Raw genomic sequence first — 25,264 nt, forward strand, 5'->3', positions numbered from 1 at the left:
CCCTTTCTCAGGAAGTCTTTCATCCCACGCTTGATAGCGCGGCGAAGGGTTTAGGGGCAAGAGGCGTTCGGCCTGTGCGGCAAAAGCTGCCGATCGCAGGCCATCCGGTGACACGCTGGGAAAACTGAGACCCCATCGTGTCACCGGTCCGGGACTCACACCTACAGGGCTCAGATGAATTCTGCGCGACGCTCTGGCTCAGGGCGCGCCACTGCCAAGGCCTGAGCCAGATCAACAGCCTTCGAAAACAAGGCCCGCCCGATCAACGTGCCCGCGATGTTGGGGATGTATTTCAGGCGCGCCACATCATCCAGTTCGTGGACCGTCCCGGCGGCGATGACCTGATGCCGGGTCTTGCCAGCCAATCCACTCAGAAGCCCAAGCTGCGCATCCGGCTGATCAATGTCACTGTCAATGTCGGTGATCAGGACACTGGCCAAAGGAACATCCGCATAGGACGCCAGAAAATCCTCTGGCGTGATGGCCACAGGATTGCGCCAACCATCCGTCATCAACTGGCCTTGCCAAACATCGGCCGCCAGAACGATCTGGTCTGGATGTCTGTTGGCAAGCTCTTTCACCATATCAGGATCACGCGCCGCAATGGAGCCCAGCACAACGCGTCCAGCGCCCTTCTCGATCCAGTTTTCAACCATGTCACGGGTGCGGATGCCCCCGGCAATCTGGACCGAACAACCCGCCTGTTCAATGATCCGTTCGATCAGGGCCGCGTTTTCGCCCTTGCCATCCACCGCATCGAAATCGGTGATATGGATCCATTCAGCCCCAGCTTCGGCGAAACCCTGTGCCGTCTCGACCGGATCCACATGCCAGATCGACGGCTCTTCCAGCCGCCCACGATGCAACGTCACACACCGCCCGTTCTGCAACTCAAGTGTCGGATAGATGATCATGGATCGCCTCCTTCGCCAAACCATCAATGGTTTAGTGAAACAGTATCATATCCCCGCAAGCGTGACCAAATTCGGCTCAATGCGTGCTGAAAACGGCGCACGGTATCAAATCCGCACAAAAAAACGGCCCGCCATGTGGCGGGCCGTTTCTGGAATTGGAAAGTCTCGTGACCTTATACGGCTTCCGAGATGAATTTCACGGCGTCGCCGAAGGTTTGAATGGTCTCGGCAGCATCATCCGGGATCTCGATGCCGAACTCTTCTTCGAAGGCCATCACCAGTTCAACGGTGTCCAGGCTGTCGGCGCCAAGGTCGTCAATGAACGAGGCCGATTCCGTGACCTTGTCCTCTTCAACACCCAGGTGCTCAACAACGATTTTCTTCACGCGATCTGCGACGTCGCTCATGATAAATCCTCACGTTTTTTCAGGCGCTTGGCCCTTTTCGATAGACCCGGGATGGGCCACTTAGTTTTCGGTGTGTAACACCGACATCCCCCACCCCGAAAGGTATGTTGGAGAAAAACATGCGCCGCCTATAGCACATCGCATTAGATAGGCAAACGCTTTAGACCTTCGATAGGTCAGGTGACCGAGTGCTGTTCACCCGCCCCCCTTGTCACAACATGGCCATTCCGCCATTCACATGAATCGTCGCCCCGGTGGTGTATCCTGCCTCGGGTGCGGCAAGGTACAGCACGGCGGCCGCGATTTCTTCGGGTGTACCCATCCGCGCGGCGGGGATTTGCGCGTTGATCTTGTCTTTCTGGTCGTCGGTCAGCTTGTCGGTCATCGCGGTTGCAATGAACCCGGGTGCGACGCAGTTTGCCGTGATGCCGCGGCTGGCCACCTCATAGGCGATGGATTTGGTCAGCCCGACCATCCCTGCCTTGGACGCGGCATAGTTCACCTGCCCCGGGTTGCCGGTCGCCCCCACGATCGAGCTGATGTTGATGATCCGCCCCCAACGGGCTTTCATCATTGGGCGCATGACACCCCGGCACAGACGCATGGTCGAGGTCAGATTGACGCTGATCACGCTGTCCCATTCCTCATCGGACATGCGCATGAAAATCTGGTCGCGGGTGATCCCGGCGTTGTTGACCAGTATGTCCACCGATCCCATCGCCTCGACCGCCTGCTTGGGCAACGCATCCACGGCGTCGCCATCCGACAGGTTGCAGGGCAGCACATGCGCCCGCTCGCCCAACTCTGCGGCCAGAGCCTCAAGCGGTTCCACACGCGTACCGGACAACGCCACAGTCGCCCCGGCACCGTGAAGAGCCGTGGCAATCGCGCCACCAATGCCACCCGATGCCCCAGTGACCAGCGCATTCTTTCCAGTCAGATCAAACATTTATACTTCCTTCTTCATCTCTTTGCAGGCGCCAATCCCCACGACGGGACTGACGGCAGAATTCAGAATCTCCTGAAACTGCCTACCCGTTCAGTGCCGCGACCGCAGCAGCGACATCGTCCGGGGTGCCAACCGCGCGCGTTTCGACATCTTTTGCAATGCGCCGGATCATGCCTGACAAGGCCTTTCCTGCACCAATTTCCCAGATCTCGGTCACACCCTGTTCAGCCATCCACGCCACGCTTTCACGCCAGCGCACTGAACCTGTGACCTGTTCGACCAACAGCGACCTGATCGTGGTTGCATCGGAAATCGCGCGCGCCCGCACATTCGACACCAATGGCACGACAGGCGCTTTCATCTCGACATGCGATAACGCCTCTGCCATCGCTTCCGCTGCGGGCTGCATCAGGGCGCAGTGAAACGGCGCGCTGACCGGCAAAAGTACCGCGCGTCGCGCGCCTTTGGCCTTTGCGATTTCGACGGCGCGCTCGACCGCCTCCTTGTGGCCGGACACAACCACCTGTGCCGGATCATTGTCATTGGCCGCCTGGCAGACCTGATCATGTGCTGCTTCCAAGGCCACGGCTTCGGCTGTTTTAAAATCCAGCCCCAGCAAGGCAGCCATCGCCCCGACCCCTACGGGCACGGCCTCTTGCATGGCTTTGCCCCGCGCACGCAACAACCGGGCGGCGTCGGCAATCGAAAATGTGCCGACCGCCGCCAACGCCGAGTATTCGCCCAGCGAATGGCCCGCGACAAAGGACGCTGCCGACACCGAAACGCCTTCCGCCTCTAATGCCCGCATCGCGGCAAGCGATGTGGCCATCAGGGCTGGCTGCGCATTCTGCGTGAGCGTCAAGGCCTCCTGCTCGCCCTCCCAGATCAGCGAGGACAACTTTTCGCCAAGCGCCTCGTCAACCTCGTCGAACACGGCCTTCGCCGCTGGATACGCGTCTGCAAGGGCCTTGCCCATTCCGATGCTTTGGGCGCCCTGCCCGGGGAATACGAATGCGCGGCTCATGGGCTCTCCTGTTGTCATGCCTTTCCCAAAGGGCATAGCGCGCAGGGACGTTTGGCGCAATCGCTTTGCCGGAAATGAAAATCGGCGCCCGCCTGACAAGACGCACGCCGAACCGGTCGAACTTCGATTGAGTGTCGCTTACGGGGCCGACACCCGCGCCAGCGAAATGGCATTGCCCGTCACCCGTGCGATCCTGCGGTTTCTCGGATCGCGTCTGCGCCGCTCGCCGGTCAGGTCCGAAACAAGCCGCGCCTGAATGCGTTCCAGCGCCGCCTCGGGCCCTGCGATGACCTCATAGGCGTCCATGCCGCTGCCGATCCGCGCATAGAGGGCCGCATCATCCGGGTTGTCGTCGTTGCGCAGGATCAGAAATGATCCGATATCCGCGAAGGGAATGCGCGTTTCGTGCCGGAACCGGTTCAGACCGTCCCGATGCCCGATCCGCAACTCACAGCCATCCAGATCAACCTGTGCTTCGACCTGACGCGCGTCGCGGCCATACCAGAACAGCATCCAGCCCACCACGAACAACAGGCCCGTCAGGCCAAGCTTCATCGCCATGGTCAACGGATCGGCAAACGTGTCGGCCGAAAAAGACCAGACGCCTGCGATAATCAAAAGAAGCACCAGACCGACGAACCGTCCCGCTGCATGTGTCAGCCGCAACAGCCCCGCCTCTGTGCCAATCGCGCTTAAACGATATCCCCACGGAGTCTGCACGACCCCTGGTCCGCCCTTGCCCTGTTCGGTTGTTTCCGAAGACTTGATATTCTCAATATTGCCCTGCATCCGTGTGCCGCCCATTTCAGTTCAATATCACCGGGATCAACCGTGCGATTTCCGTATCCGGACCGACGCCCTCCCTGTACTCGAACGCTCCCACGCAACTGTGACGGGATTAGGGCGCAGGTCTGGTCATTCGCGGGCAATTGCAGGGATCCGGGCCGGAACTCTGCACGGGTATCACGGGACCGGCACACAAACCGGAATCAGCCTTGCACCATGGGCGCAGACGTGTATAAGGCACCGTCCTTTCCGTGTGTCTGAGAACCGCGTGGCCTCTCGTGGATGGGGGCGGAAAGGTGAAGCCCCATCCTTTGAAGCGCGCCTGAAAAAAGAACTGGAGCTCACATGCCGCTTTACGAGCATGTCTTCATCTCGCGTCAGGACTTGTCCAATACGCAAGCTGAAAACCTCATCGAACATTTTGGCACCGTGCTGGCCGACAACGGCGGTAAAGTCGTTGACAGCGAGTACTGGGGCGTCAAGACGATGTCTTACAAGATCAACAAGAACCGCAAGGGTCACTATGCGTTCATGAAGACCGATGCACCCGCACCGGCCGTTCAGGAAATGGAACGCCTGATGCGCCTGCACGATGACGTGATGCGCACGCTGACGATCAAGGTTGACGAACACGCCGAAGGCCCGTCGATCCAAATGCAAAAGCGTGACGAACGCGGCGACCGCCGTGGCCGTGACCGCTAAGTTCGAAAGGATCTAACCCATGGCAGCCAAACCATTTTTCCGCCGTCGCAAAGTATGCCCCTTCTCGGGCGACAACGCGCCGAAGATCGACTATAAAGACACGCGCCTTCTGCAGCGCTACATCTCCGAGCGTGGCAAGATCGTCCCCTCGCGGATCACCGCTGTGTCGGCCAAGAAGCAACGCGAACTGTCGCGCGCCATCAAACGCGCCCGCTTCCTCGCCCTGCTTCCCTATGCCGTGAAGTAAGGAGATCTGATCATGCAAGTTATCCTTCTGGAACGTGTGGCCAAACTTGGCCAGATGGGCGATGTCGTTGACGTGAAGCCGGGCTTTGCCCGCAACTTCCTTCTGCCCCAGGGCAAGGCCCTGTCGGCCTCCGACGCCAACATCGCATCCTTCGAAGCCCAGAAAGCGCAGCTGGAAGCGCGCAACCTGGAAACCAAGAAAGAAGCCGAAGCCCTGGCCGCGAAACTGGACGGCGAACAGTTCGTCGTGATTCGCTCCGCCTCGGACGCTGGCGCGCTTTACGGCTCTGTCACCCCACGTGATGCCGCTGACGTCGCCACCGAAGCCGGCTTCACCATCGACAAGAAACAGGTCGCCCTGAAAGCCCCGATCAAGGAACTGGGCCTGCACGCCGTGCATGTCGTCCTGCACCCCGAAGTCGAGGTCGAGATTCAGCTGAACGTCGCCCGTTCTGCCGAAGAAGCCGAATTGCAAGCCTCGGGCAAGTCGATCCAGGAACTGGCCGCTGAAGCCGAAGCTGAAGCCGAGTTCGAGATCGCCGAACTGTTCGACGACATCGGTGCAGCCGCGTCGGAAGACGAAGACCTGGCCGAAGCCGTCGAAGAAGAAGTCTCTGCTGAGGATTCAGAGGAAGACTAAGCCCTTACTTCCACCTCAAGAACAAAAGCCGCTCCGTTTCGGGGCGGCTTTTTTGCATCATTGATGAAGCCTTCTCGGCGCGTCTTGGCGCTACGATCCCTACCTTTCACTCAACATGAGTGAAGCAATATACCACCACTCTATTCACAGACGTCCGCTTTCTCACACATCGAAAGGGCAACAGCCGAGCCGTTCCATTTGCATTTCCGACGCCCCACACCTTGCCTGACAACTTGTCAGCGCGGCATCGCCGACCCCGCCACAAACGGCTATTCTCACAACCTTGTTCACAATACAGTTCGGGGTATGACTCACTTTACTCGACGTGCTTTTGTTGTTTCACTGTCCACGCTTGCCCTGACGGGCTGCTTTGGACATGATCGATCGCAAAAATCAACGCACCGCATTGACGGGTCGTTCAATCCGCCGCTCTATCCCAACGAAACGCCCGAGCTGCGCGGCCTGATCAACAAATGGGCTGATCACTACCAGATCCCGCGCGAACTTGTGCACCGACAGGCCGTGCGCGAAAGCACCCATCGCCCATGGGCACGCAACGGACCCTATTGGGGGTTGCTGCAGATCCTGCCTCAAACCGCCCGCACCATGGGGCATCGTGGCCCGCCCAAAGAGCTTCTGAATCCGGACGTGAACCTGAAATACGCGGGCAAGTACCTGCGCGGTGCCTATATCGTGTCGGGTGGCAGCATCGAAGGGGCGATGAAGTGGTATGCCAAGGGCTATTATTACGAAGCCAAGCGCAAAGGGCTTCTGGTCGAAACCGGGTTGCGCCCCGGCTGACGCGGCCCGACAAACGAAAAAAAGCCGCCCAATCGGGCGGCTTTTTCCTTGAACGGCGGCGCCGGTCTTATTCTTCTTCCAGCGCCTCGACAGCCTTCTGAAGATCGTCCTTGGACACTTCTTTTTCCGACACTTCGGCCAGCTCAAAGACATAGTCGATAACTTTGTCTTCAAACAGCGGTGCCTGGATCTGCTGGCGCATCTGCGGGTTCTGCTGAACGAATTCAAAGAACTGGCGTTCCTGCCCCGGGTACTGACGCGCCTGGTTCATGACGGCTTGAGTCATCTCGGCATCCGACACCTCGATCTCGGCCTTCTGGCCCAGCTCGGCCAACAGCAAGCCAAGGCGCACGCGGCGTCCAGCCAACTTGATGTGCTCGTCCGTCGGGTCGATCTCGGGGTGGTCGTGACCTTCCACGTCCGGGTTTTCCTCATGCCACAGCTGATGCGCGATCTGCTTGGCCTCGGCATCCAGAAGCGACGGCGGCAGGTCGAAATCGACCAGCTTGTCCAACTCGTCCAGCAGACCACGCTTCATCACCGCACGCGCGGCTCCCGAGAACTCGGCTTCCAGACGTTCACTGATCTGCCCTTTCAGAGCCTCCAGATCTTCTGCGCCAAACTTCTTCGCCAACTCGTCGTTGATTTCGGCGGCGACAGGTTCTTTAACCTCTTTCACCTTGCACTCAAAGACAGCGTCCTTGCCGGCCAGGTTCTCAGCCCCATACTCGGCCGGGAACGACACTTTGACTTCCACATCATCGCCTGCTTTCGCACCGACCAGCTGCTCCTCGAAACCGGGAATGAACGACCCCGACCCCAGCACCAGCGGATAATCTTCCGCCGCACCACCGTCAAAGGCTTCGCCGTCAACCTTGCCCAGGAAGTCGATCACAACCTGATCACCGTCCTTGGCTTTCGACCCTTTCTTGCGGTCTTTGAAATCCTGTGCGGTTTCAGCCAGGCTGCCCAGCGCTTCTTCGATATCCGCCTCACCGGCTTTCACAACCAGCTTTTCCAGCTTGATGCCTTTCAGGTCGACGTCCGGGATCTCGGGCAGAGCCTCATAGCTCATCTCGATCTCAACGTCGTCGCCCTCTTTCCAATCTTCATTGGTCATCTTCACGTCGGGCTGCATCGCCGGGCGGTCGCCGCTTTCTTCGAAATGCTTGTTCATGGCGCCGTCGACGGCTTCCTGCATGGCTTCGCCCATCAGGCGCTGACCAAACTGCTTCTTCAGAAGCGCCATCGGCACCTTGCCCTTGCGAAAGCCCTTCATTTCGACTTCGGGCTGCGCCTCGGCCAGCTTTTCGTTGACTTTGGCATCCAGATCAGCGGCCGGAACCACAATCTTATAGCCGCGTTTCAGACCTTCATTCAGGGTCTCGGTGACCTGCATCATCTCGTCCTTTTTCCGTCTATGGTGCGGGTGGAGGGACTTGAACCCCCACGCCTCGCGGCGCCAGAACCTAAATCTGGTGCGTCTACCAATTTCGCCACACCCGCAAAAACCGTGGGCAGCCCGCACTGGTTTCGCAGGGGCCGCCCAAATTCGCGCCCTTCTAACACCAGTATAGGCAGGATGCGAGAGGAAAAACGCGCGCCAGGCCGTTCGACGGGTGGCAAATCGCGTTCTATTGGTCACAGGCTGCGAAGGATTGCCAGTGACCAGACGCAAGCGACCAGAAAACAAGTGATTTTGCCCGCAACCTTGCTAGCCTGCAAAACACAAAAGCAGAGCCCGGACACCGGGCCACAGACGAAGGCAGGACATAGATGACACCCAACCCAGTTTCGGGCGGTGTGATGGCGGAAAACGTGCGCAACAGCGTTGCCACGGCGGGGCTTGGCCCCGGTACGCTGATTCACACTCTTCACGGCGATCGCATGATTGAAACCCTCACCCCCGGCGATCGGGTGCTTACACCGGGGGCAGGCAGTGTGCGGCTCGACGCCATCACCCGCACCGTCGCCCCGACGCGCAGCCTGTGCCGGATCGCTCCGGATGCTCTGTCAGACAGCCGTTCAGGCCGCCGCGCCGGCCCCGTGATCACCTCACACCGGCAAATCCTGCTGGTTGCAGGGTGGCTGTCGCGCGCCATGTTCGGGCGGGATCAGGCGCTTGTTCCCGTGTCGGCAATGGTGGACGGAGACCTCGTCCACCACATGACCCTGAACACCGAGATACCGTTGTTCCAGTTGCATTTCCGACGCCCCACCCTGTTTCGCGCGGGCGGGCTGTACATGCTGGGAACGCCGCACCGGAAGCACGCCCACTAGCCTCCCAACCCGCGATACACACGCGGCAGCATCTCTGGCAGGTCCTCGGCAATCAGCCCCGGCCCAAAGGTCAACGCGCATTCCACATGCAGCGAGGCCGCCTGTTCCGCTGCTGGCTTCGGGGCAAAGCCGCGCGCCAGCAACCCGGTCATAAAGCCCGCCAGCACGTCCCCTGACCCGGCCGTCGCCAGCCACGGGGCAGACCGTTCATAAGCTGCCGGGTTGACCGCGCACGTTCCATCCGGGTCCGCAATCACCGTATCCGGCCCTTTGAACAAGACCACACAGCCTGCCCGTGCCGCCGCCTCGCGCGTCGCGTCAACCTTCGAATAGGCCGGGCCCTTGGTGGCCGGGGCGTTCAGCTTCTCGGCAATATCCGGGAACAGCCGCGCAAACTCACCGGCATGAGGCGTCAGCACACAGTTTCCATGCAACATATCGAACAGTTCCTGCGGCGCATCGGCATAGGCCGTCAACGCATCCGCATCCAGAACCGTTGCGCGCCCCGCCGCCAACGCCACCGGCACCAAGTCCCGCGCCCGCTCCTGCCCCAGTCCGGGGCCAAGGCACAGCGCGTTCAGCCGTGCGTCCGCCAACACCGCCTCCAACGCCTGTGCATCCCCGACCGGAGACAACATGATCGCATCCAGCCGCGCCGCGTTTTCCTGAAGCGCGCCGGGCGTGGGCGCGACGGTGACAAGCCCTGCCCCGATGCGCAGCGCCCCACGCGCAGCCAACCGTGCCGCGCCCCCCTTGCCGGATGGGCCGGAAAGGATCATGGCATGGCCGTGGGCGTACTTGTGACCATCGCCGAGTTTTCCAAGACCGCTGGGTCTATCCTGAAGCTTGACCTTCCCGATACCAGCCTGCTCACACCGTGGCGAACTGGTCTCCAGACCAATGTCTTTCACAGCCAACTTCGTGCAATACGTTTCACCATCCCCGCAAAAATGACCGATCCGTGCTTTGTGGAATGTCACTGTCAGAAAAGCCCGAACCGCACCGTAATTGGCCGACAAGGCAACACCACTGTCCATGCACAGTCCGGACGGGGCATCTATTGCCACCATTTTTCCGAATGTCGCCCCTCGAACATACAAACTGTCAAGCGGCCGAAGCACTTTGTCCTCCGGTGACCTGGTCAAGCCTGCACCGAAAACCGCATCGACGAACAGATCACCATCCCGCTCTGCAATGCGGCCTTCGTCCCAGGGTGTAACCGCCCCCAACTCCGCCCACCGCTCATAATTCACCCGCGCATCTGGCGGTAGCCTCGACGCATCCCCATACAGAAACACCTCCACCTCCCAGCCCCGCTCTTTCAACAACCGCGCCACGACAAACCCGTCGCCACCGTTGTTCCCCGGGCCGCACAGCACCACGGCCCTGAACACCTTCCCCGTTTCTTCTGGCTCCAAATATCCCGGGGAGCACGAGGGGCTGGCCCCTCGTTCCACCCTCGCCAATTCAGGCCATTCCTCGAAGATGGCCTCGACCACACCCCGCCCGGCCCGCTCCATCAACTCAAGCCCGGTAACCGCGCCCGACTCGATGGCCGCTTGCTCTATCGCCCGCATTTGGGCCGCCGTCAGCAATTCCGTCATGGGTCGCCTTTCAACAAGTGCATAAATTTCAAACCAATCGCCTAATTTTTGTGCAATCGGCTGGATATTGGCCGAAACACACCGCCCTGCACCAGCCTATCCAATTGTCCCTCTCACGGGAAAGTGGTCTTTGGGTCGCAACACGCATGAGCCAGATGGGGATGCAGATGAAAAAGATCGAAGCGATCATCAAGCCGTTCAAACTCGATGAAGTCAAAGAGGCCCTTCAGGACATCGGGGTGCAGGGACTGTCGGTCATCGAAGTCAAGGGATTTGGCCGCCAGAAAGGCCATACCGAACTGTATCGCGGTGCCGAGTATGTCGTTGACTTTCTTCCCAAAGTGAAGATCGAAGTCGTGCTGCCCGAAGATCAGGTGGACGAAGCGATCGAGGCGATCATCGACGCCGCCAAAACCGACAAGATTGGCGATGGCAAGATCTTCGTCACCCCTGTCGAACAAGCCATTCGCATCCGTACCGGTGAATCCGGCCACGACGCGATCTGACCCAACATCCAGACAAGACACGAACCAAAGGATACTTGAAATGAGTGCAACTGACGTACTTTCCATGATCAAGGATGAAGACATCGCCTATGTCGACATCCGCTTCACCGACGTGCGCGGCAAGCTGCAACACGTGACCGTGGATTGCGACCTTGTCGACGAAGACTTCCTGGAAGAAGGCTTCATGTTCGACGGGTCCTCCATCGCAGGTTGGAAGTCGATCGAAAACTCGGACATGAAACTGATGCCGGATTGCACCAGCGCCTATGTCGACCCGTTCTATGCAGAAAAGACCCTGTGTCTGCATTGCTCGATTGTCGAGCCGGACACCGGCGAAGCCTATGGGCGCGACCCCCGCGGCACCGCCGAAAAAGCCGAAGCCTATCTGAAATCCTCGGGCATCGGGGATGTGGCCTATATGGGGCCCGAGGCAGAATTCTTCCTGTTCGACGATGTGCGCTTCTCGAACACCATGAACAAGGTCTCGTTCGAAGTCGACGCGGTGGACGCGGCGTGGAATTCGGACACCGAATATGAAATGGGCAACACCGGTCACCGTCCGGGCGTCAAAGGGGGCTATTTCCCGGTGAACCCGATTGACGACGCGCAGGATCTGCGCTCGGAAATGCTGACCACGATGAAGCAGCTTGGCATGAAAACCGACAAGCACCACCACGAAGTGGCCTCGTGCCAGCACGAGCTTGGATTGATCTTCGACACCCTGACCAAACAGGCTGACGAGTTGCAGAAATACAAATACGTCATTCACAACGTGGCCCATGCCTATGGCAAGACGGCAACCTTCATGCCGAAACCCATCGCGGGCGACAACGGCACCGGAATGCATGTGAACATGTCGATCTGGAAAGACGGCAAACCGCTGTTTGCAGGTGACAAATACGCCGACCTCAGCCAGGAAGCCCTGTGGTTCATCGGTGGTATTCTGAAACACGCCAAGACCCTGAACGCCTTCACCAACCCGTCGACCAACAGCTACAAGCGTCTGATCCCCGGGTTCGAAGCCCCCGTCCTGCGCGCGTATTCGGCCCGTAACCGGTCGGGTTGTGTTCGTATTCCGTGGACGGAAAGCCCGAAAGCCAAGCGTGTCGAGGCCCGGTTCCCCGATCCCGCCGCCAACCCCTATCTGTGTTTTGCAGCGCTTCTGATGGCCGGGCTTGACGGCATCAAGAACAAGATCGACCCCGGCCCTGCACAGGACAAGAACCTGTATGATCTGCCGGCGGAAGAACTGGAAGGCATCGACACGGTCTGCGCCTCTTTGCGTGAAGCACTCGACAGCCTGAAAGAGGATCACGACTTCCTGCTGGCCGGTGACGTGTTCACCAAGGATCAGATCGAAGGCTACCTGGCCCTGAAATGGGAAGAGGTCTATGCGTATGAGCAAACCCCGCACCCGATCGAGTATCAGCTTTACTACAGCTGCTGATCCCAACGCTGAACAAAGGAAAGGGCGCCGATGATGGCGCCCTTTTTCATGTCACTTTCTGAAACTCTGAAACGTTCCGCTGACCACATTTCTGCCGCTTGCTTGTCCCCTAACGGATCAGACGCGCCCGCCTGCCGCGCGATAGGCTTCCAACTGCTTCGCGCCCCGCTCGATGCAGATATTGTCAGCTTCCTTCTTCGACATGCTTTCGGGTTTCGCCACAGCCTCGTCCCATTGCACACGTTCGGGGGTGTAAAGCTGACAGGTCACTTTCCCTTTCGGAGTGTTCACTTCGACGGGTGTGCTTTCATAACTGGACCGCCCACAGCCCGACAACACAACAGCCACGCTCAGAACAACCAAACCTGTCCGGATCATCTTATTTACCTTTCATACCAAGTTACCGACCAACAAAGCCGCCATTGGCTCAGCTTCGACAAGCCGTATTCACCAACGATTAAATTCCAGTCCAGCGATAGTCTAAAGCACGTATTTTTCAAGATATTTTGACTTGAATTGACGAAAACGGCAGGTTTTCGCACCAAATGATGGCATCCATCACACCCGTTCAACCGATCGGGGATCGAACGTCATGCTTAGGCCAAAGGGGCGCCACGTTTCTGTCATTACCGCTAACATTCGCCGGGTCGCGAATCACGCCTCATTGCGCACGACATAGGTGTGGATCGAAAAAACCACCGCCCCCGTCACCGGCAGACGCCGCATTCCCTGACGCTCGACCCGGGTCCAGGTCGGGCCGTCCGGCGCCATCTCTCGCCGATCATCTTCGCGCCGGGGTTGGTGCAGCTCCGGATCATCATAGGTCAGGCAGTTCGCCCGCCACATCGGCCGCCCGACCTGAATCCCATCAAACAGGCGTTGCACGCGTTTTGCGATATCCGGTGTATAATCCGTCACCGGTTTGTGAATGCGAACCAGAGGCTTCATGAACTTCTCCTCCAGCGACCAACTGGCGGGAAAGCACAGGATGGCACCGGTCAGAACGTGTTCATCCCCCTGCTTCTGCATCAAGACAAGATCTTCCTGCACAAGGCGCCCGCATGTCAGAAGCGGCGCGTCGCGGTCGATCACGACCTTGCGCCCGTCCGGGCAGGTCACCCCACCGCCCGAGATCTCGAAACCTTGACTGACGGCAAGCGCGTCCAGAACGGTGTCCAGCAATTCCACGGCTGCGGGCCGTGCAGCCTCGCTCAGCTTGTGAACGGTATCCCGCTTGGAATGGATCAGCGCAATGCGATGGGCCATCTGTGCGGCATAGGCATCGTCCTGCACCAGCCATTCGCCCGAAGCGATCGGCTGCAAGCCGGGAAGTCGCGTCAATCGCGCATCTTCCCAGGGGCGGATCGGTAGGGCGGACTGGCAGATTTCGACCATGGAATGCTCCGTCAGTCAGGTGGGTCAACGCTTTGTCGGGGCGGCACCCGGATCAAGCCCTTTCACGCACCGAATGGCAAGTCAAAGCGCGCAAACAAGCCGAAATGATCCGAGCCGAGCCGCTCCAGCCGCTGCACGCTGCCATCGCCGCCACTGACCAGTACATGATCAATCGGCACCCGCATCCAGCCCCGCATCTTGGTCAGGGTCACATGGGGCGGCCCGATCCTTTCGGTCCTGCTGATCTCGGTCAGCCGGGCCATGGCATGGCTCCACGGAACCATGTTGAAGTCACCGCCAATCACCAGCGGCGCGCCGCTATCGTCATTTGCAAGTCTGGACAGAACCGGAGACAGGCGCGCGATATGGGCCGGTTGGCTTTTCGGCCAGGGCCAGTGCAAATGGATCGACACCACCCAAACCGGGCCGCGTGGCGTGGTCACTTGCATCGCCGCAAGGCCATCGGCTTCGGCGCAGAACCCCGACCCCGGCACAATCGGCCAGCGCGAGGCCACCGCCACGCCACCCACGGTGGCGAAGGGGCAGAACTGCCGCGCCTTATAGGTCGCCTCCAGCGGATCAAACACCACCATGTTTGCGCCGCTGATCTCTTGCAAGGTCAGGAAATCGGGGCGACGGGCCAGTATGTCTGCCGCCAAAAGCCCGGGGTCTTCGACGCGAAACCGCATATTTTTCTGATACAGGCTCAGCCCCGATCCGCCCGATGCGCTCAGCGCGCCGCTCATCCAGAAGATCGGGCCGATGGCGGCCAGCGCCGCAGCCCCTCCGACAATGGCCCAGCGCCGTGCCCGTGCCACCCAAAGCAGCACGGCCAAAAGCAGGATCGCCAGGGCAATTTGCGGTCGGAACACGGCGACACTGTCCCCTGCCGGGTGGAACCGCCCCAGATAGCCTGCCCCCAACGCGGCAAGGGCCAGCAACAACAGATTTCTGAGACCGCGCTTAATCATGCGTTCGTGATACCCGGATCAACTTCGTATGGCACATTCAATCACCACTGCGTGAGCGAGGCTCCGCCAAGCTTGTGAGCTACGCGCTGGATGCCCAATCTGCAAGCACGCATCAAGGGGGTTTGCCAATGACGACCGAGAAATTTACCTTCACTGGCCATGCGGGTCACGCATTGGCTGCACGGCTGGACGTGCCCGAAGGGCCGCACCTAGCCACCGCCCTGTTCGCCCATTGCTTTACCTGCAGCAAGGACATCATTGCCGCCCGCCGGATCGCGGCCCGCCTTGCCGCGCTGGGGATTGCCGTGCTGCGTTTTGACTTCACTGGGCTGGGCCATTCCGAAGGAGAGTTCGAGAACACCCATTTCTCGTCCAATGTCGACGATATTCTGTTGGCGGCGCAGGCATTGTCGGATCGTGACATGCCGCCCAGCCTGCTGATCGGGCATTCGCTGGGCGGGGCGGCCATCCTCAAGGCGGCCAGCCGTTTGCCGGGCACAAAGGGGGTCGTGACCATCGGTGCTCCTGCCGATCCGGCCCATGTGATCGAGACGTTTCGCGAAGCCCTGCCCCGCATCCGCGCCGAAGGCAGCGCCGAGGTTCGTTTGGGCGGTCGGCCGTTCCGGGTCAGCGACGCGTTCCTCGAGGACGTCAAAAGCAGTGACCTGGAAACGATCCTTGGCAAACTGAAACCCGCGCTTCTGGTGCTGCATGCCCCACGCGACGAGGTCGTGTCGATCGACAACGCCGCCCGTATTTTCATGGCCGCTAAGCATCCGAAGAGTTTCGTGACCCTGGATGACGCCGATCACCTGATCACCCGCGCCGAAGATGCTGAATATGTGGCGGAAGTGATCGCGGCATGGGCTGCAAAATACATTGAACTGACCCCGCCAGCCCCACCACCCGGCGCCCCCGAAGGCATCGTGCGTGCCAGCGAAGCCGACCCGCGCGGGTTCCTGCAAGACATACAATCCGGACCGAACCACCATATGTATGCCGACGAGCCTTTGGCCTATGGCGGCACCAACAAGGGCCTGTCGCCCTATGGGTTCCTGTCGGCAGGTCTGGCGGCCTGCACCTCGATGACCATCCGCATGTATGCCCGCCGCAAGGGCTGGCCGCTGGACCATGTGCGCGTGGATGTGAGCCACGACAAGGTGCATGCCCAGGATGCCGAAACCGGCACCCGCGACCGGGTCGACCAGTTCCAGCGCGAAATCTGCCTTGAGGGCGCACTGGACGCTGATCAACGCGCCCGTTTGCTGGAAATCGCCGATCGCTGCCCTGTGCACCGCACCCTGGAAGGCTCCAGCAAGGTCGTGACCCGGCTGGTTGACTGACCCCCGATGTGCGGTTCCTGACAACACTTGACGCGGAAAGAGGCACACCGACCGACCGGAACGGCTTTTGGCCTTGACCTGCGCCACCCACGCGTCAAAAACCCCCCGTATGAGTACAGGCAGACTAACCATTGATCTGGACGCCGTGGCCGCCAACTGGCGGGCGCTTGACGCGAAATCCGACCCCGGGGTGCAAACCGCCGCGGTGGTCAAAGCCGACGCCTATGGGCTTGGCGTGGGCAAGGTGGCGCGTGCGCTGGCCGCGGCTGGCGCGCGCCGGTTCTTTGTCGCCGTGGCCGAGGAAGGCGCCGCGCTGCGCGAAGCCCTTGGTCCGGGGCCGGAAATCAGCGTCTTCGGGGGCCATATGTCGGGCGATACCGACATGATCCACGACCTTGGCCTTGTGCCCATGCTGAATTCGGTCGAACAACTGACCCGCCATTTCGAAGCCCTGCCCGGTCACCCGTTCGGCATCCAGCTGGACACAGGCATGAACCGGTTGGGGATGGAACCACCCGAATGGGCCACGCTGCGCGATCTGATTCTATCGCAGAACCCGCGCCTGATCATGAGCCATCTGGCCTGCGCGGATGAACCCACCCACCTGATGAACCGCCAGCAGCTCGACACATTCCACGAAATGACCGAGGGCGTGGACGTGCCGCGCAGCCTGTCGGCAACCGGTGGCATCCTGATGGGCCCGGATTATCATTTCGACCTGACGCGACCCGGCATCGGCCTATATGGCGGCCTGCCGTTCGACAACGCCGCCCCCGTGGTGACGCTGGACCTGCCTGTGGTGCAGATCCGCGACCTGGCCGCAGGCGAAAGCGTTGGCTACTCCAACACCTGGGTCGCAGAGCACGCCACCCGCGTGGCCACGGTCAGCGGCGGCTATGCCGATGGGATCACGCGCCATATTTCGAACAAGGCCGTGATGTTTCACGAAGACACGCCCTGCCCGATCCTTGGCCGCGTGTCGATGGACCTGATCACCGTCGATGTCGGGCATCTGAAGGGAGACCCCAAAGCACTGACCCTGTTGGGCACGCACCAGACCCCGGATGATTTGGCTGACGTCGGCGGGACAATCGGGTATGAAGTTTTGACACAGCTTGGCGCGCGCTATGCCCGCTATTACGCGCGAGGTCGCGGATGAAGCCGCTTACCTATCCTTTGGCCGCCCTTGGCCGCGCCACGCTTGGCTTTCTGGCCATGGTGGGTCGCGTGGCGATCTTCGCGGGTCAGTCACTTAGCCATATCATCCGCCCGCCCTTTTATCCGCGTGAGTTTCTGAACGCGCTTCTGAACATCGGCTATTTCAGCCTGCCTGTGGTGGGCCTGACCGCGATCTTCACCGGCGCGGCCCTTGCCCTGCAAATCTATTCCGGCGGGCAACGCTTCTCGGCCGAAGCCGTGGTGCCCCAGATCGTCGCCATCGGTATGGTGCGCGAGCTTGGTCCGGTGCTTGTGGGCTTGATGATTGCCGCCCGCGTGACCTCCTCGATCGCGGCCGAGATTGCGACCATGAAAGTGACCGAGCAGATCGACGCCCTTGTCACCCTGTCTACCCACCCGATGAAATACCTGACTGCGCCGCGTGTGCTGGCTGCGATCCTCGTCGTGCCCGCGCTGGTGGGCATCGGTGATATCATCGGCATCATGGGCGGCTATATCGTCGGCACCAAACAACTGGGTTTCGCACCGGGCGCTTATATCAACAACACCTGGAACTTCCTCGAAACCGCCGATATCGTGTCCTCGCTCGTGAAAGGCGCGGTGTTCGGGTTCATCGCCGCCGTGATGGGCTGCTATCACGGGATGAATTCCGGTCGCGGCGCGCAAGGCGTGGGCCGGGCCACCAAAACCTCGGTCGAGGCGGCGGCGATCCTGATCCTTGCCGCCAACTTCCTTCTCACCAGCTTCTTCTTTGCCACATGATCGAACTGACAGACGTCCATAAGAGTTTCGGCCCTAAAAAGGTCTTGTCCGGTGTGAACCTGACCATTCCGCGTGGCGAAAGCATGGTGGTGATCGGCGGGTCCGGCACCGGGAAATCCGTGCTTCTGAAATGTGTTCTGGGCCTGATGACACAGGACAGCGGCACGATCACGCTGGACGGTGAAGACACGCAAAAGGCCGAACGCGACGCGTTTCTTGCCCGCTTCGGGATGCTGTTTCAAGGCGGCGCGCTGTTTGACAGCCTGCCCGTCTGGCAAAACGTGGCGTTCCGTCTGCTGCGCGGCTCACTGGCCCGTCCGTGGCCTGAGGCGCGCGAGATCGCAGTCGAGAAACTGCGGCGCGTCGGTCTGACCCCCGATGTCGCTGACCTCTACCCCGCCGAACTGTCGGGCGGGATGCAAAAACGCGTCGGCCTTGCCCGCGCCATCGCTGCCGAGCCTGAGATCATCTTTTTCGACGAGCCCACCACCGGCCTTGACCCCATCATGTCCGGCGTCATCAACGACCTGATCCGCGAAATCGTTGTGGAAATGGGCGCCACCGCCATGACCATCACCCACGACATGTCCTCGGTCCGCGTGATCGCCGACAAGGTGGCAATGCTGCACGGGGGAAAGGTGCAGTGGACGGGCCCAGTCGGAGACATGGACGCCTCGGGCGATCCCTACTTGACGCAGTTCATTTCAGGCAGTGCGGAAGGGCCGATTGAGGCGGTGCGTTAAGGAAGGACAGCCGGCAGTCTTGCCGGGCCGCGCCACCTCGCGGGTCTCTGCAGCCCTCTGTCACTCTCTGAACCTCGCCAATTTGGACACCGCGTCACCATGCTCAAATACCTCAACCTCGCCCTCCTGATCGCCTTCCCCATCGCGTGGTTCGCGCCGCTTATGCGGGCAGGCCTCAACTTGCCGCTCTTTGGCCTGAAGGAAGTCAGCGTGATCTCTGGCCTGCAAGCCCTGTGGGACACAGACGTGATCCTTGCCCTGCTCGTCACGTTCTTCGCGGTCTTTGCGCCGATCATGAAGGTGCTTGGCCTCGCGCTGATCCAGTTCGGCATGATGCGGCGCAAGATGCTGCCGGTGTTCAACATCCTTGGCAAACTGGCCATGGCTGACATCTTCCTGATCGCGCTTTACATCGTCTTGGTGAAAGGCATCGGCATGGCGAAAATCGAGACCGGATGGGGTCTCTATCTGTTCACCGCCTGCATCCTGACCTCGATCGCGATCAGCTTCGCAACGGCCAAACGCCAGAGGGTCTGAGACCTCTTGCAAGCCCCGATTGGGTCAGGCAAAAAGCCGCATGGCAAAAGCTCCGAAAACCTTCACCTGTAACGCCTGCGGCGCGTCCTCGTCCAAATGGTCAGGGCGGTGCGAAGCGTGCGGAGAATGGAACACCATCGTTGAAGATGTGCCGCTAAGTGCCGGCCCTGCCTCGAAATCCCTAGGGGGAAAGCGCGGCACGGCGATCAGGCTGACCGACCTGTCCACGGAAGAAACGCCGCCACCCCGCACCGAATGCGGCATGGCCGAGCTTGACCGCGTGCTAGGGGGCGGTCTTGTGCCCGGATCGGCCATTCTTGTGGGGGGCGACCCCGGCATTGGCAAATCGACCTTGCTGTTGCAGGCCGCCGCAAAATTTGCGCGCGCCGGGTTGCCGACGATCTATGTTTCGGGCGAAGAAGCCTCGGCGCAAGTGCGGATGCGCGCAGGGCGTCTGGGCTTGACCGATGCCCCGGTTCGGCTGGCCGCCGAGACCAATCTGCGCGACATCATGACGACGCTGGACGCGGAACGCCCGGCGCTGGCGATCATCGATTCCATCCAGACCATGTGGGCCGACCACGTGGACAGTGCGCCGGGGTCTGTCAGCCAGGTCCGTACCGCCGCGCATGAACTGACAACCTTTGCCAAGAAGCGCGGCATTTCGGTCATTCTGGTCGGCCATGTCACCAAGGACGGTCAGATCGCCGGGCCGCGTGTGGTCGAACACATGGTCGACACGGTGCTCTATTTCGAAGGCGAGCGTGGCCACCAGTTCCGCATCCTGCGCGCGGTCAAAAACCGCTTTGGCCCGGCAGATGAGATCGGCGTGTTTGAAATGACCGGCAAAGGGCTGGCCGAGGTTCTGAACCCGTCGGCGCTGTTTCTGTCCGACCGCGAAGACCCCGCCCCCGGTTCGGTGGTGTTCGCGGGTATCGAAGGCACGCGCCCCGTGCTGGTCGAATTTCAGGCGCTGGTCGCGCCCTCGCCGCTCAGCCAGCCGCGCCGGTCGGTGCTGGGCTGGGACAGCGGGCGTCTGGCGATGATTCTTGCTGTTCTGGAAGCCCGCTGCGGCATCCCGTTTGCCGGGCTGGATGTTTATCTGAACGTCGCCGGTGGCATGAAAATCTCGGAACCCGCCGCCGACCTTGCTGTGGCGGCGGCGCTACTTTCCGCGCGCGAGGATGCGGCAATCCCGAAAGAGACTGTGGTTTTTGGCGAAATCAGTCTATCAGGGGCTTTGCGCCCTGTGGGGCAGACCGAAAACCGGTTGAAAGAAGCGCAAAAACTTGGTTTCACAGCCGCCATCGCGCCTGCGCGCAGCAAGACCGGCTCGGGAACCGGGTTGAAGATACAGAAGATGGCGGACCTGACCGGGTTCGTTGGTGAGATTTTCGGGGCCGGTTAGCCCCACAAAAAGGGACGGTGGCAAGCCACGCTTGAACCGAAGTGAGACGACATGGAAGGCTTCACCTTGATTGACGGGATCGTTGCGGCGGTCATCCTGATTTCGGCCATTCTGGCCTATTCGCGCGGGTTCGTGCGCGAAGGCATGTCCATCCTCGGGTGGATCGCAGCGGCCATTCTGGCCTATATCTTTGCCCCCCGCGCCTTGCCGCTGGTCAAGGAAATTCCGGTTCTGAAAGACTTCATCGCCGACAGTTGCGAGTTGTCGATGATCGCGGCCTTTGCCGGGGTCTTTGCGCTGGCGCTGGTGATCGTGTCGATCTTCACGCCGCTCTTTTCCTCAGCCATCCAACGATCCGCGCTTGGCGGGCTGGATCAGGCGCTCGGTTTCATCTTTGGCGTGGCGCGCGGCCTGTTGCTGGTGGCCATCGCGCTTGTGGTTTATGACCGCATCGTGACCACGGACACGATCGCGATGGTCGATGACAGCCGCACCGCCAAGATCTTTGCCCGCACGCAAGACAAGATCAACGAACAGATCCCCGAGGACGCGCCGGGCTGGATCGTCCAGAAATATGAAGATCTGGTTGGCGCCTGCAGCTCGCCAATCCAACAAGCGCCGACAGAGTAACGTGACAGCGCGCCCAACCGGGCGCGTATCGCATCTGGACGTATGGGTTGCGCGCCGTCCTGAAGATCGCCGCGTGACATACCAGGGCGGGTCCAGTAAGACAGGGCCAACGCCACGGAATCGGAGCCCGCTGCCCATGTCCGACACCTTGTCAGCCGCCGCCAAATCCCTGCCCCCCGCACATCCTTTCGATGACGACAAGCTCAAGGAAGAATGCGGCGTTTTCGGAGTGATCGGCCTGGCGGACGCCGCCAATTTCGTGGCCCTTGGCCTGCACGCCCTGCAACATCGGGGGCAAGAGGCTGGGGGCATCGTTTGCCATGACCCCGAACTTGGCTTCAACTCGGTCCGCCGTTTTGGCTATGTGCGCGACAATTTCACCAAGGCCAGCGTGATGGAAACCCTGCCCGGTCCCATCGCCATCGGTCACGTGCGCTATTCCACCGCCGGATCGAAGGGCGCGGCCATTCGGGACGTGCAGCCGTTCTTTGGTGAATTTGCGATGGGCGGAGCGGCGATTGCCCATAATGGCAACATCACCAACGCGGTCGCCCTGCGCCGCGAACTGGTCGAGCGCGGGTCGATCTTTCAAAGCTCGTCGGATAGCGAGTGCATCATTCACCTGATGGCACGATCCCTGCAACGCAACATCCCCGAACGGATGGAGGACGCGCTGCGTCGTGTCGAAGGCGCGTTCTCGGTCGTGGCCATGACCCGGACCAAGTTGATGGGCGTCCGCGATCCGCACGGGGTGCGCCCGCTTGTGCTGGGCCGGTTGGGCGAAGGCTGGGTGCTGGCCTCGGAAACCTGTGCGCTGGACATCATGAACGCCGAGTTCGTTCGCGAGATCAAACCCGGCGAGATGGTCGTGATCAGCGCCGAGGGCGTCGAAAGCCGCTTTCCCTTCCGCCCGAAACCGTCGAAGTTCTGTATTTTCGAGCATGTGTATTTCTCGCGCCCCGACAGCAGCTATGGCGGTCGGTCAGTCTATGAAACGCGCCGCCAGATCGGTGTCGAACTGGCCCGCGAAAACCCCGTGGACGCCGACATCGTCTGCCCCGTCCCTGACAGCGGCACGCCTGCGGCGATCGGCTACAGCCAGGAAAGCGGCATCCCCTATGCGATGGGGATCATCCGCAACCAGTATATGGGCCGCACCTTCATTGAACCGACTGAACAGATCCGCAATATGGGCGTTCGCCTGAAGCTGAACGTGAACCGCGCCCTGATCAAGGGCAAGCGCGTGGTGCTGGTCGATGACAGCGTGGTGCGCGGCACGACGACGCGCAAGGTGAAGGACATGATGCTGGACGCCGGCGCCAAGGAAGTGCATTTCCGCATCGCCTCCCCCCCCACAGCGTGGCCCTGTTTTTACGGCGTCGACACGCCCGAACGCGAAAAACTGCTCGCCGCCACGATGAGCGAGGATGAAATGCGCGAGCATCTGAAGGTGAACAGCCTGAAATTCATCTCGCTGGACGGTCTTTATCGCGCGGTGGGCGAAGCGTCGGGCCGCAAGAACGACTGCCCGCAATATTGCGACGCCTGTTTTTCAGGCGAATACCCGGTCACGCCGTCAGACAAGGTGGACAGCGGGTTTGAACTGAAAGCGGCGGCAGAATGACGCCCGCGCCCGGGCAAACGGCTTTGGCCTTGCCCTCGGCGCTTGGGAATGAAAAGACGACAGCATGACTGAGACACAGAAAATCGCCCTTGTGACGGGGGCTTCGCGCGGTTTGGGCGCTGCTCTGGCGCTTGAGCTTTCGAAAACGCATCATGTCGTTGCCGTGGCCCGCACCACCGGTGCGCTGGAGGAACTGGACGACCAGATCAAGGCCCAAGGCGGCACGGCCACGCTGGCGCCGATGGACATCACCAACCGCGATGCGATGGCGCATCTGTGCCGTTCGGTCCATGACCGATGGGGGCCAGTGGATATCTGGGCGCACACCGCGATTTACGGCCCGGCCTTGATGCCGACGCCCGATCTGGACGACAAGGGGTGGACGCAGGCGCTGAACACCAACGTCGAAGCCACGCGGAACCTGATCCATATGGTCAACGCGCTGATGACCGATGACAGCACCGCGCTTTTCTTTGACGACAACCACGCGGGCGAGAAGTTTTTTGCAGGCTACGGCGCCACCAAGGCCGCGCAGATGGCGCTGGTCCGCAGTTGGGCTGCCGAGAACGCAAAGATCGGGCCACGCGTTGTGATCGCCGAGCCAAAGCCGCTGGCCACCTCGATGCGTGCACGCTTTTTCCCCGGCGAAGATCGCAGCAAGCTGGCCCCGGTCGACGAAGAAGCCCGCCGCATTCTGACCGAAGCCGGGCTGGCCTGACAGCCCATCGCCCGATATGCCACCGGCACAGGCCGCGCTGCGCTTGCCGCGCGCGCCAAGCTGCCGTATTGAGAAGGCAACACCGTGCCGATCCAGGGCTGGGCAGACGGGCAGGAAGGGCCAGATAATGCGCATTCTCATCACCAACGACGACGGGATCAACGCGCCGGGTCTGAAGATCGCCGAAGCCATTGCGCAAGAGGTCGCACAAGAGCTTGCGGGCGAACGGGCCGAGATCTGGACCGTCGCCCCGGCTTTCGAACAATCCGGCGTGGGTCACTGCATTTCCTATACCCATCCCTTCATGATTGCCGAACATGGCCCCCGCCGCTTTGCCGCCGAAGGCAGCCCGGCCGATTGCGTGATTGCGGCGATCTATGACGTGATGCCCGACCGGCCCGACCTTGTGATCTCAGGCGTGAACCGGGGCAACAATTCAGCCGAAAATGCGCTGTATTCCGGCACGCTGGGGGCCGCGATGGAAGCCGCCTTGCAAGGCCTGCCTGCCATCGCCCTGTCGCAATATATGGGTCACGGAACCAAGGGGCTGGCCAATATGTTCGATGCGGCGGCGGCATATGGCGGGGATGTGGTGCGACGCCTTCTGGCCGATGCCCCCTGGGATCACGGTGCCGATTACCGCCTGTTCTACAACGTAAATTTCCCGCCTGTCGGGTCAGATCAGGTCAAGGGCGTCAAGGCCGCCCCGCAGGGCTGGCGCAATGATGCGTTTTTCAGGATCGAGGCGCAGAACAGCCCCTCGGGCCGCAAGTTCTTGTGGATCAAGGGCGGACCGCAGGCCAATCGCGCGGCACCCAATATGGACGTGACCCACAATCTGGACGGCTTCGTGTCGGTCACACCCATGCGCGCAGATCTGACCGCCCATGACCATCTGGACCATCTGGGGGCACTGTTTGAATGAGTGATGCGGGCGTCTCGGACGCGGAACGCAAAATGCAGTTCCTGTACACCCTGCGCTCAAAGGGGGTGACGAACCCGCGCGTTCTGTCCGCCATGGAAGAGATCGACCGCGGACCTTTCGTTCGCGGGCTGTTCGCTGAACGCGCCTATGATGATATGCCGCTGCCAATCTCCTGTGGGCAAACGATCTCGCAACCTTCTGTGGTCGGGTTAATGACGCAGGCCGCGCAGATAAACCCGCGTGACAAGGTGCTCGAGGTTGGCACCGGGTCGGGCTATCAGGCGGCGATCCTGTCGCGGCTGGCACGCCGAGTTTACACGGTCGATCGGCACCAGAAACTGGTGCGCGCGGCGCGCGAATTGTTCGAGGCAATGGATCTGCACAACATCACGACAATCACCGGCGATGGATCGCGGGGCTTGCCAGATCAGGCGCCGTTTGACCGCATCATCGTCACCGCCGCCGCCGAGGATCCGCCCGGTCCCCTCTTGGCGCAGCTTGCCATTGGCGGTATTATGATCGTGCCGGTGGGGCAGTCCGACGCGGTACAAAGCCTGATCAAGGTGACGCGGACCGAAGACGGGTTTGAGTATGAAGAGCTTCTGCCGGTGCGGTTCGTGCCCCTTTTGGAAGGGCTTGGGCAGGACTGACATCGACGATGATCCGGGACGCCGGGCCGCGGGGCTGACCCCCGCACAGCAGTGAAAAGACCCGCCAACAGGG

The 25,264-nt window shown here is 60.9% G+C and carries 28 protein-coding genes and 1 tRNA gene; 18 read left to right on the plus strand and 11 right to left on the minus strand.

The features are described 5' to 3' along the window. Window positions 1-170 precede the first annotated feature (170 nt). The 5 genes from IE188_RS01310 to IE188_RS01330 form a co-directional block, all read right to left on the minus strand. A complete protein-coding gene (locus tag IE188_RS01310; protein WP_191284670.1) occupies window positions 171-914 on the minus strand; it encodes a 1-(5-phosphoribosyl)-5-[(5-phosphoribosylamino)methylideneamino]imidazole-4-carboxamide isomerase in 744 nt (247 codons plus the stop codon). Window positions 915-1,087: 173 nt separating this feature from the next. Further along, a complete protein-coding gene (locus IE188_RS01315) occupies window positions 1,088-1,321 on the minus strand; it encodes an acyl carrier protein (RefSeq protein ID WP_091430496.1) in 234 nt (77 codons plus the stop codon). Between the two features lie 211 nt (window positions 1,322-1,532). Beyond that, window positions 1,533-2,270, minus strand: a complete 738-nt coding sequence (gene fabG / locus IE188_RS01320) for a 3-oxoacyl-[acyl-carrier-protein] reductase (protein WP_191284671.1) — start codon at window positions 2,268-2,270, stop codon at window positions 1,533-1,535. 82 nt (window positions 2,271-2,352) lie between these two features. After that, complete coding sequence (gene fabD, locus IE188_RS01325; RefSeq protein WP_191284672.1) at window positions 2,353-3,294, minus strand: ACP S-malonyltransferase; 942 nt, start codon at window positions 3,292-3,294, stop codon at window positions 2,353-2,355. 138 nt (window positions 3,295-3,432) lie between these two features. Beyond that, window positions 3,433-4,083, minus strand: a complete 651-nt coding sequence (locus IE188_RS01330; protein WP_191284673.1) for a hypothetical protein — start codon at window positions 4,081-4,083, stop codon at window positions 3,433-3,435. A 342-nt stretch (window positions 4,084-4,425) separates the two neighbouring features. Here IE188_RS01330 and rpsF point away from each other — a divergent pair, with 342 nt between their 5' ends. The 4 genes from rpsF (at window position 4,426) to IE188_RS01350 (ending at window position 6,469) form a co-directional block, all read left to right on the plus strand. Further along, the gene (gene rpsF / locus IE188_RS01335) at window positions 4,426-4,782 is read left to right on the plus strand and encodes a 30S ribosomal protein S6 (protein WP_191284674.1); all 357 of its coding nucleotides are present in this window, start codon (window positions 4,426-4,428) and stop codon (window positions 4,780-4,782) included. 19 nt (window positions 4,783-4,801) lie between these two features. Continuing rightward, window positions 4,802-5,029 (plus strand): 30S ribosomal protein S18, encoded by a 228-nt coding sequence (gene rpsR, locus IE188_RS01340; protein ID WP_068246410.1) that lies wholly within the window; start codon window positions 4,802-4,804, stop codon window positions 5,027-5,029. Between the two features lie 12 nt (window positions 5,030-5,041). Continuing rightward, window positions 5,042-5,668: a 50S ribosomal protein L9 gene (rplI, locus tag IE188_RS01345; RefSeq protein ID WP_191284675.1), complete on the plus strand. Its 627-nt coding sequence runs from the start codon at window positions 5,042-5,044 to the stop codon at window positions 5,666-5,668. 306 nt (window positions 5,669-5,974) lie between these two features. After that, the gene (locus tag IE188_RS01350) at window positions 5,975-6,469 is read left to right on the plus strand and encodes a transglycosylase SLT domain-containing protein (protein WP_191284676.1); all 495 of its coding nucleotides are present in this window, start codon (window positions 5,975-5,977) and stop codon (window positions 6,467-6,469) included. A gap of 67 nt (window positions 6,470-6,536) precedes the next feature. On the opposite strand, the gene tig is transcribed toward IE188_RS01350, so the two are convergent. Then, complete coding sequence (tig, locus tag IE188_RS01355) at window positions 6,537-7,868, minus strand: trigger factor (RefSeq protein WP_191284677.1); 1,332 nt, start codon at window positions 7,866-7,868, stop codon at window positions 6,537-6,539. Between the two features lie 22 nt (window positions 7,869-7,890). Continuing rightward, window positions 7,891-7,975: transfer RNA gene (locus IE188_RS01360), tRNA-Leu, on the minus strand. Window positions 7,976-8,245: 270 nt separating this feature from the next. On the opposite strand from IE188_RS01360, the gene IE188_RS01365 reads away from it, so the two are divergent. After that, the gene (locus IE188_RS01365) at window positions 8,246-8,749 is read left to right on the plus strand and encodes a Hint domain-containing protein (RefSeq protein ID WP_191284678.1); all 504 of its coding nucleotides are present in this window, start codon (window positions 8,246-8,248) and stop codon (window positions 8,747-8,749) included. On the opposite strand, the gene IE188_RS01370 is transcribed toward IE188_RS01365, so the two are convergent. Beyond that, window positions 8,746-10,353 carry an NAD(P)H-hydrate dehydratase gene (locus tag IE188_RS01370; protein WP_191284679.1) on the minus strand — a complete coding sequence of 536 codons (1,608 nt, stop codon included), beginning with the start codon at window positions 10,351-10,353 and terminating at the stop codon, window positions 8,746-8,748. The genes IE188_RS01365 and IE188_RS01370 overlap by 4 nt on opposite strands. A gap of 167 nt (window positions 10,354-10,520) precedes the next feature. On the opposite strand from IE188_RS01370, the gene IE188_RS01375 reads away from it, so the two are divergent. Next, a complete protein-coding gene (locus IE188_RS01375; protein WP_191284680.1) occupies window positions 10,521-10,859 on the plus strand; it encodes a P-II family nitrogen regulator in 339 nt (112 codons plus the stop codon). Window positions 10,860-10,899: 40 nt separating this feature from the next. After that, window positions 10,900-12,306: a type I glutamate--ammonia ligase gene (glnA, locus tag IE188_RS01380; protein WP_191284681.1), complete on the plus strand. Its 1,407-nt coding sequence runs from the start codon at window positions 10,900-10,902 to the stop codon at window positions 12,304-12,306. A gap of 117 nt (window positions 12,307-12,423) precedes the next feature. Here the strand turns inward: glnA and IE188_RS01385 are convergent, their stop codons facing one another. The 3 genes from IE188_RS01385 to IE188_RS01395 form a co-directional block, all read right to left on the minus strand. Next, window positions 12,424-12,684 (minus strand): hypothetical protein, encoded by a 261-nt coding sequence (locus IE188_RS01385; RefSeq protein WP_191284682.1) that lies wholly within the window; start codon window positions 12,682-12,684, stop codon window positions 12,424-12,426. A 276-nt stretch (window positions 12,685-12,960) separates the two neighbouring features. Then, the gene (locus IE188_RS01390) at window positions 12,961-13,701 is read right to left on the minus strand and encodes a heme-dependent oxidative N-demethylase family protein (RefSeq protein ID WP_191284683.1); all 741 of its coding nucleotides are present in this window, start codon (window positions 13,699-13,701) and stop codon (window positions 12,961-12,963) included. Between the two features lie 62 nt (window positions 13,702-13,763). Next, window positions 13,764-14,672, minus strand: coding sequence for an endonuclease/exonuclease/phosphatase family protein (locus tag IE188_RS01395; protein ID WP_191284684.1), 909 nt, complete (start codon window positions 14,670-14,672; stop codon window positions 13,764-13,766). Between the two features lie 128 nt (window positions 14,673-14,800). Between IE188_RS01395 and IE188_RS01400 the strand changes: the two genes are divergently transcribed. The 11 genes from IE188_RS01400 (at window position 14,801) to IE188_RS01450 (ending at window position 25,191) form a co-directional block, all read left to right on the plus strand. Then, complete coding sequence (locus tag IE188_RS01400; protein ID WP_191284685.1) at window positions 14,801-16,015, plus strand: bifunctional alpha/beta hydrolase/OsmC family protein; 1,215 nt, start codon at window positions 14,801-14,803, stop codon at window positions 16,013-16,015. A gap of 109 nt (window positions 16,016-16,124) precedes the next feature. Next, on the plus strand, window positions 16,125-17,174 hold the full coding sequence (alr, locus tag IE188_RS01405; RefSeq protein ID WP_191284686.1) for an alanine racemase: 1,050 nt from the start codon (window positions 16,125-16,127) through the stop codon (window positions 17,172-17,174). Then, window positions 17,171-17,956: an MlaE family ABC transporter permease gene (locus IE188_RS01410; protein ID WP_191284687.1), complete on the plus strand. Its 786-nt coding sequence runs from the start codon at window positions 17,171-17,173 to the stop codon at window positions 17,954-17,956. The genes alr and IE188_RS01410 overlap by 4 nt, the downstream gene beginning before the upstream one ends. Beyond that, complete coding sequence (locus tag IE188_RS01415) at window positions 17,953-18,699, plus strand: ABC transporter ATP-binding protein (protein WP_191284688.1); 747 nt, start codon at window positions 17,953-17,955, stop codon at window positions 18,697-18,699. Before IE188_RS01410 ends, IE188_RS01415 begins: the two co-directional genes overlap by 4 nt. Window positions 18,700-18,798: 99 nt before the next feature. After that, window positions 18,799-19,236, plus strand: a complete 438-nt coding sequence (locus tag IE188_RS01420; protein ID WP_191284689.1) for a paraquat-inducible protein A — start codon at window positions 18,799-18,801, stop codon at window positions 19,234-19,236. 40 nt (window positions 19,237-19,276) lie between these two features. Further along, a complete protein-coding gene (gene radA / locus IE188_RS01425; protein ID WP_191284690.1) occupies window positions 19,277-20,644 on the plus strand; it encodes a DNA repair protein RadA in 1,368 nt (455 codons plus the stop codon). Window positions 20,645-20,695: 51 nt separating this feature from the next. Next, the gene (locus IE188_RS01430; protein WP_191284691.1) at window positions 20,696-21,274 is read left to right on the plus strand and encodes a CvpA family protein; all 579 of its coding nucleotides are present in this window, start codon (window positions 20,696-20,698) and stop codon (window positions 21,272-21,274) included. Window positions 21,275-21,410: 136 nt separating this feature from the next. Beyond that, window positions 21,411-22,898 (plus strand): amidophosphoribosyltransferase, encoded by a 1,488-nt coding sequence (purF, locus tag IE188_RS01435; protein ID WP_191284692.1) that lies wholly within the window; start codon window positions 21,411-21,413, stop codon window positions 22,896-22,898. Window positions 22,899-22,962: 64 nt separating this feature from the next. Then, window positions 22,963-23,616, plus strand: coding sequence for an SDR family NAD(P)-dependent oxidoreductase (locus tag IE188_RS01440; protein WP_191284693.1), 654 nt, complete (start codon window positions 22,963-22,965; stop codon window positions 23,614-23,616). A 127-nt stretch (window positions 23,617-23,743) separates the two neighbouring features. Further along, entirely contained in the window at window positions 23,744-24,541 is a 798-nt protein-coding gene (gene surE, locus IE188_RS01445; RefSeq protein ID WP_191284694.1) for a 5'/3'-nucleotidase SurE, read from the plus strand. Next, window positions 24,538-25,191 (plus strand): protein-L-isoaspartate(D-aspartate) O-methyltransferase, encoded by a 654-nt coding sequence (locus tag IE188_RS01450; RefSeq protein WP_191284695.1) that lies wholly within the window; start codon window positions 24,538-24,540, stop codon window positions 25,189-25,191. Before surE ends, IE188_RS01450 begins: the two co-directional genes overlap by 4 nt. Window positions 25,192-25,264: the final 73 nt, after the last annotated feature.

Source organism: Aliiroseovarius zhejiangensis (assembly GCF_014656375.1).
Taxonomy (GTDB): Bacteria; Pseudomonadota; Alphaproteobacteria; order Rhodobacterales; family Rhodobacteraceae; genus Aliiroseovarius; species Aliiroseovarius zhejiangensis.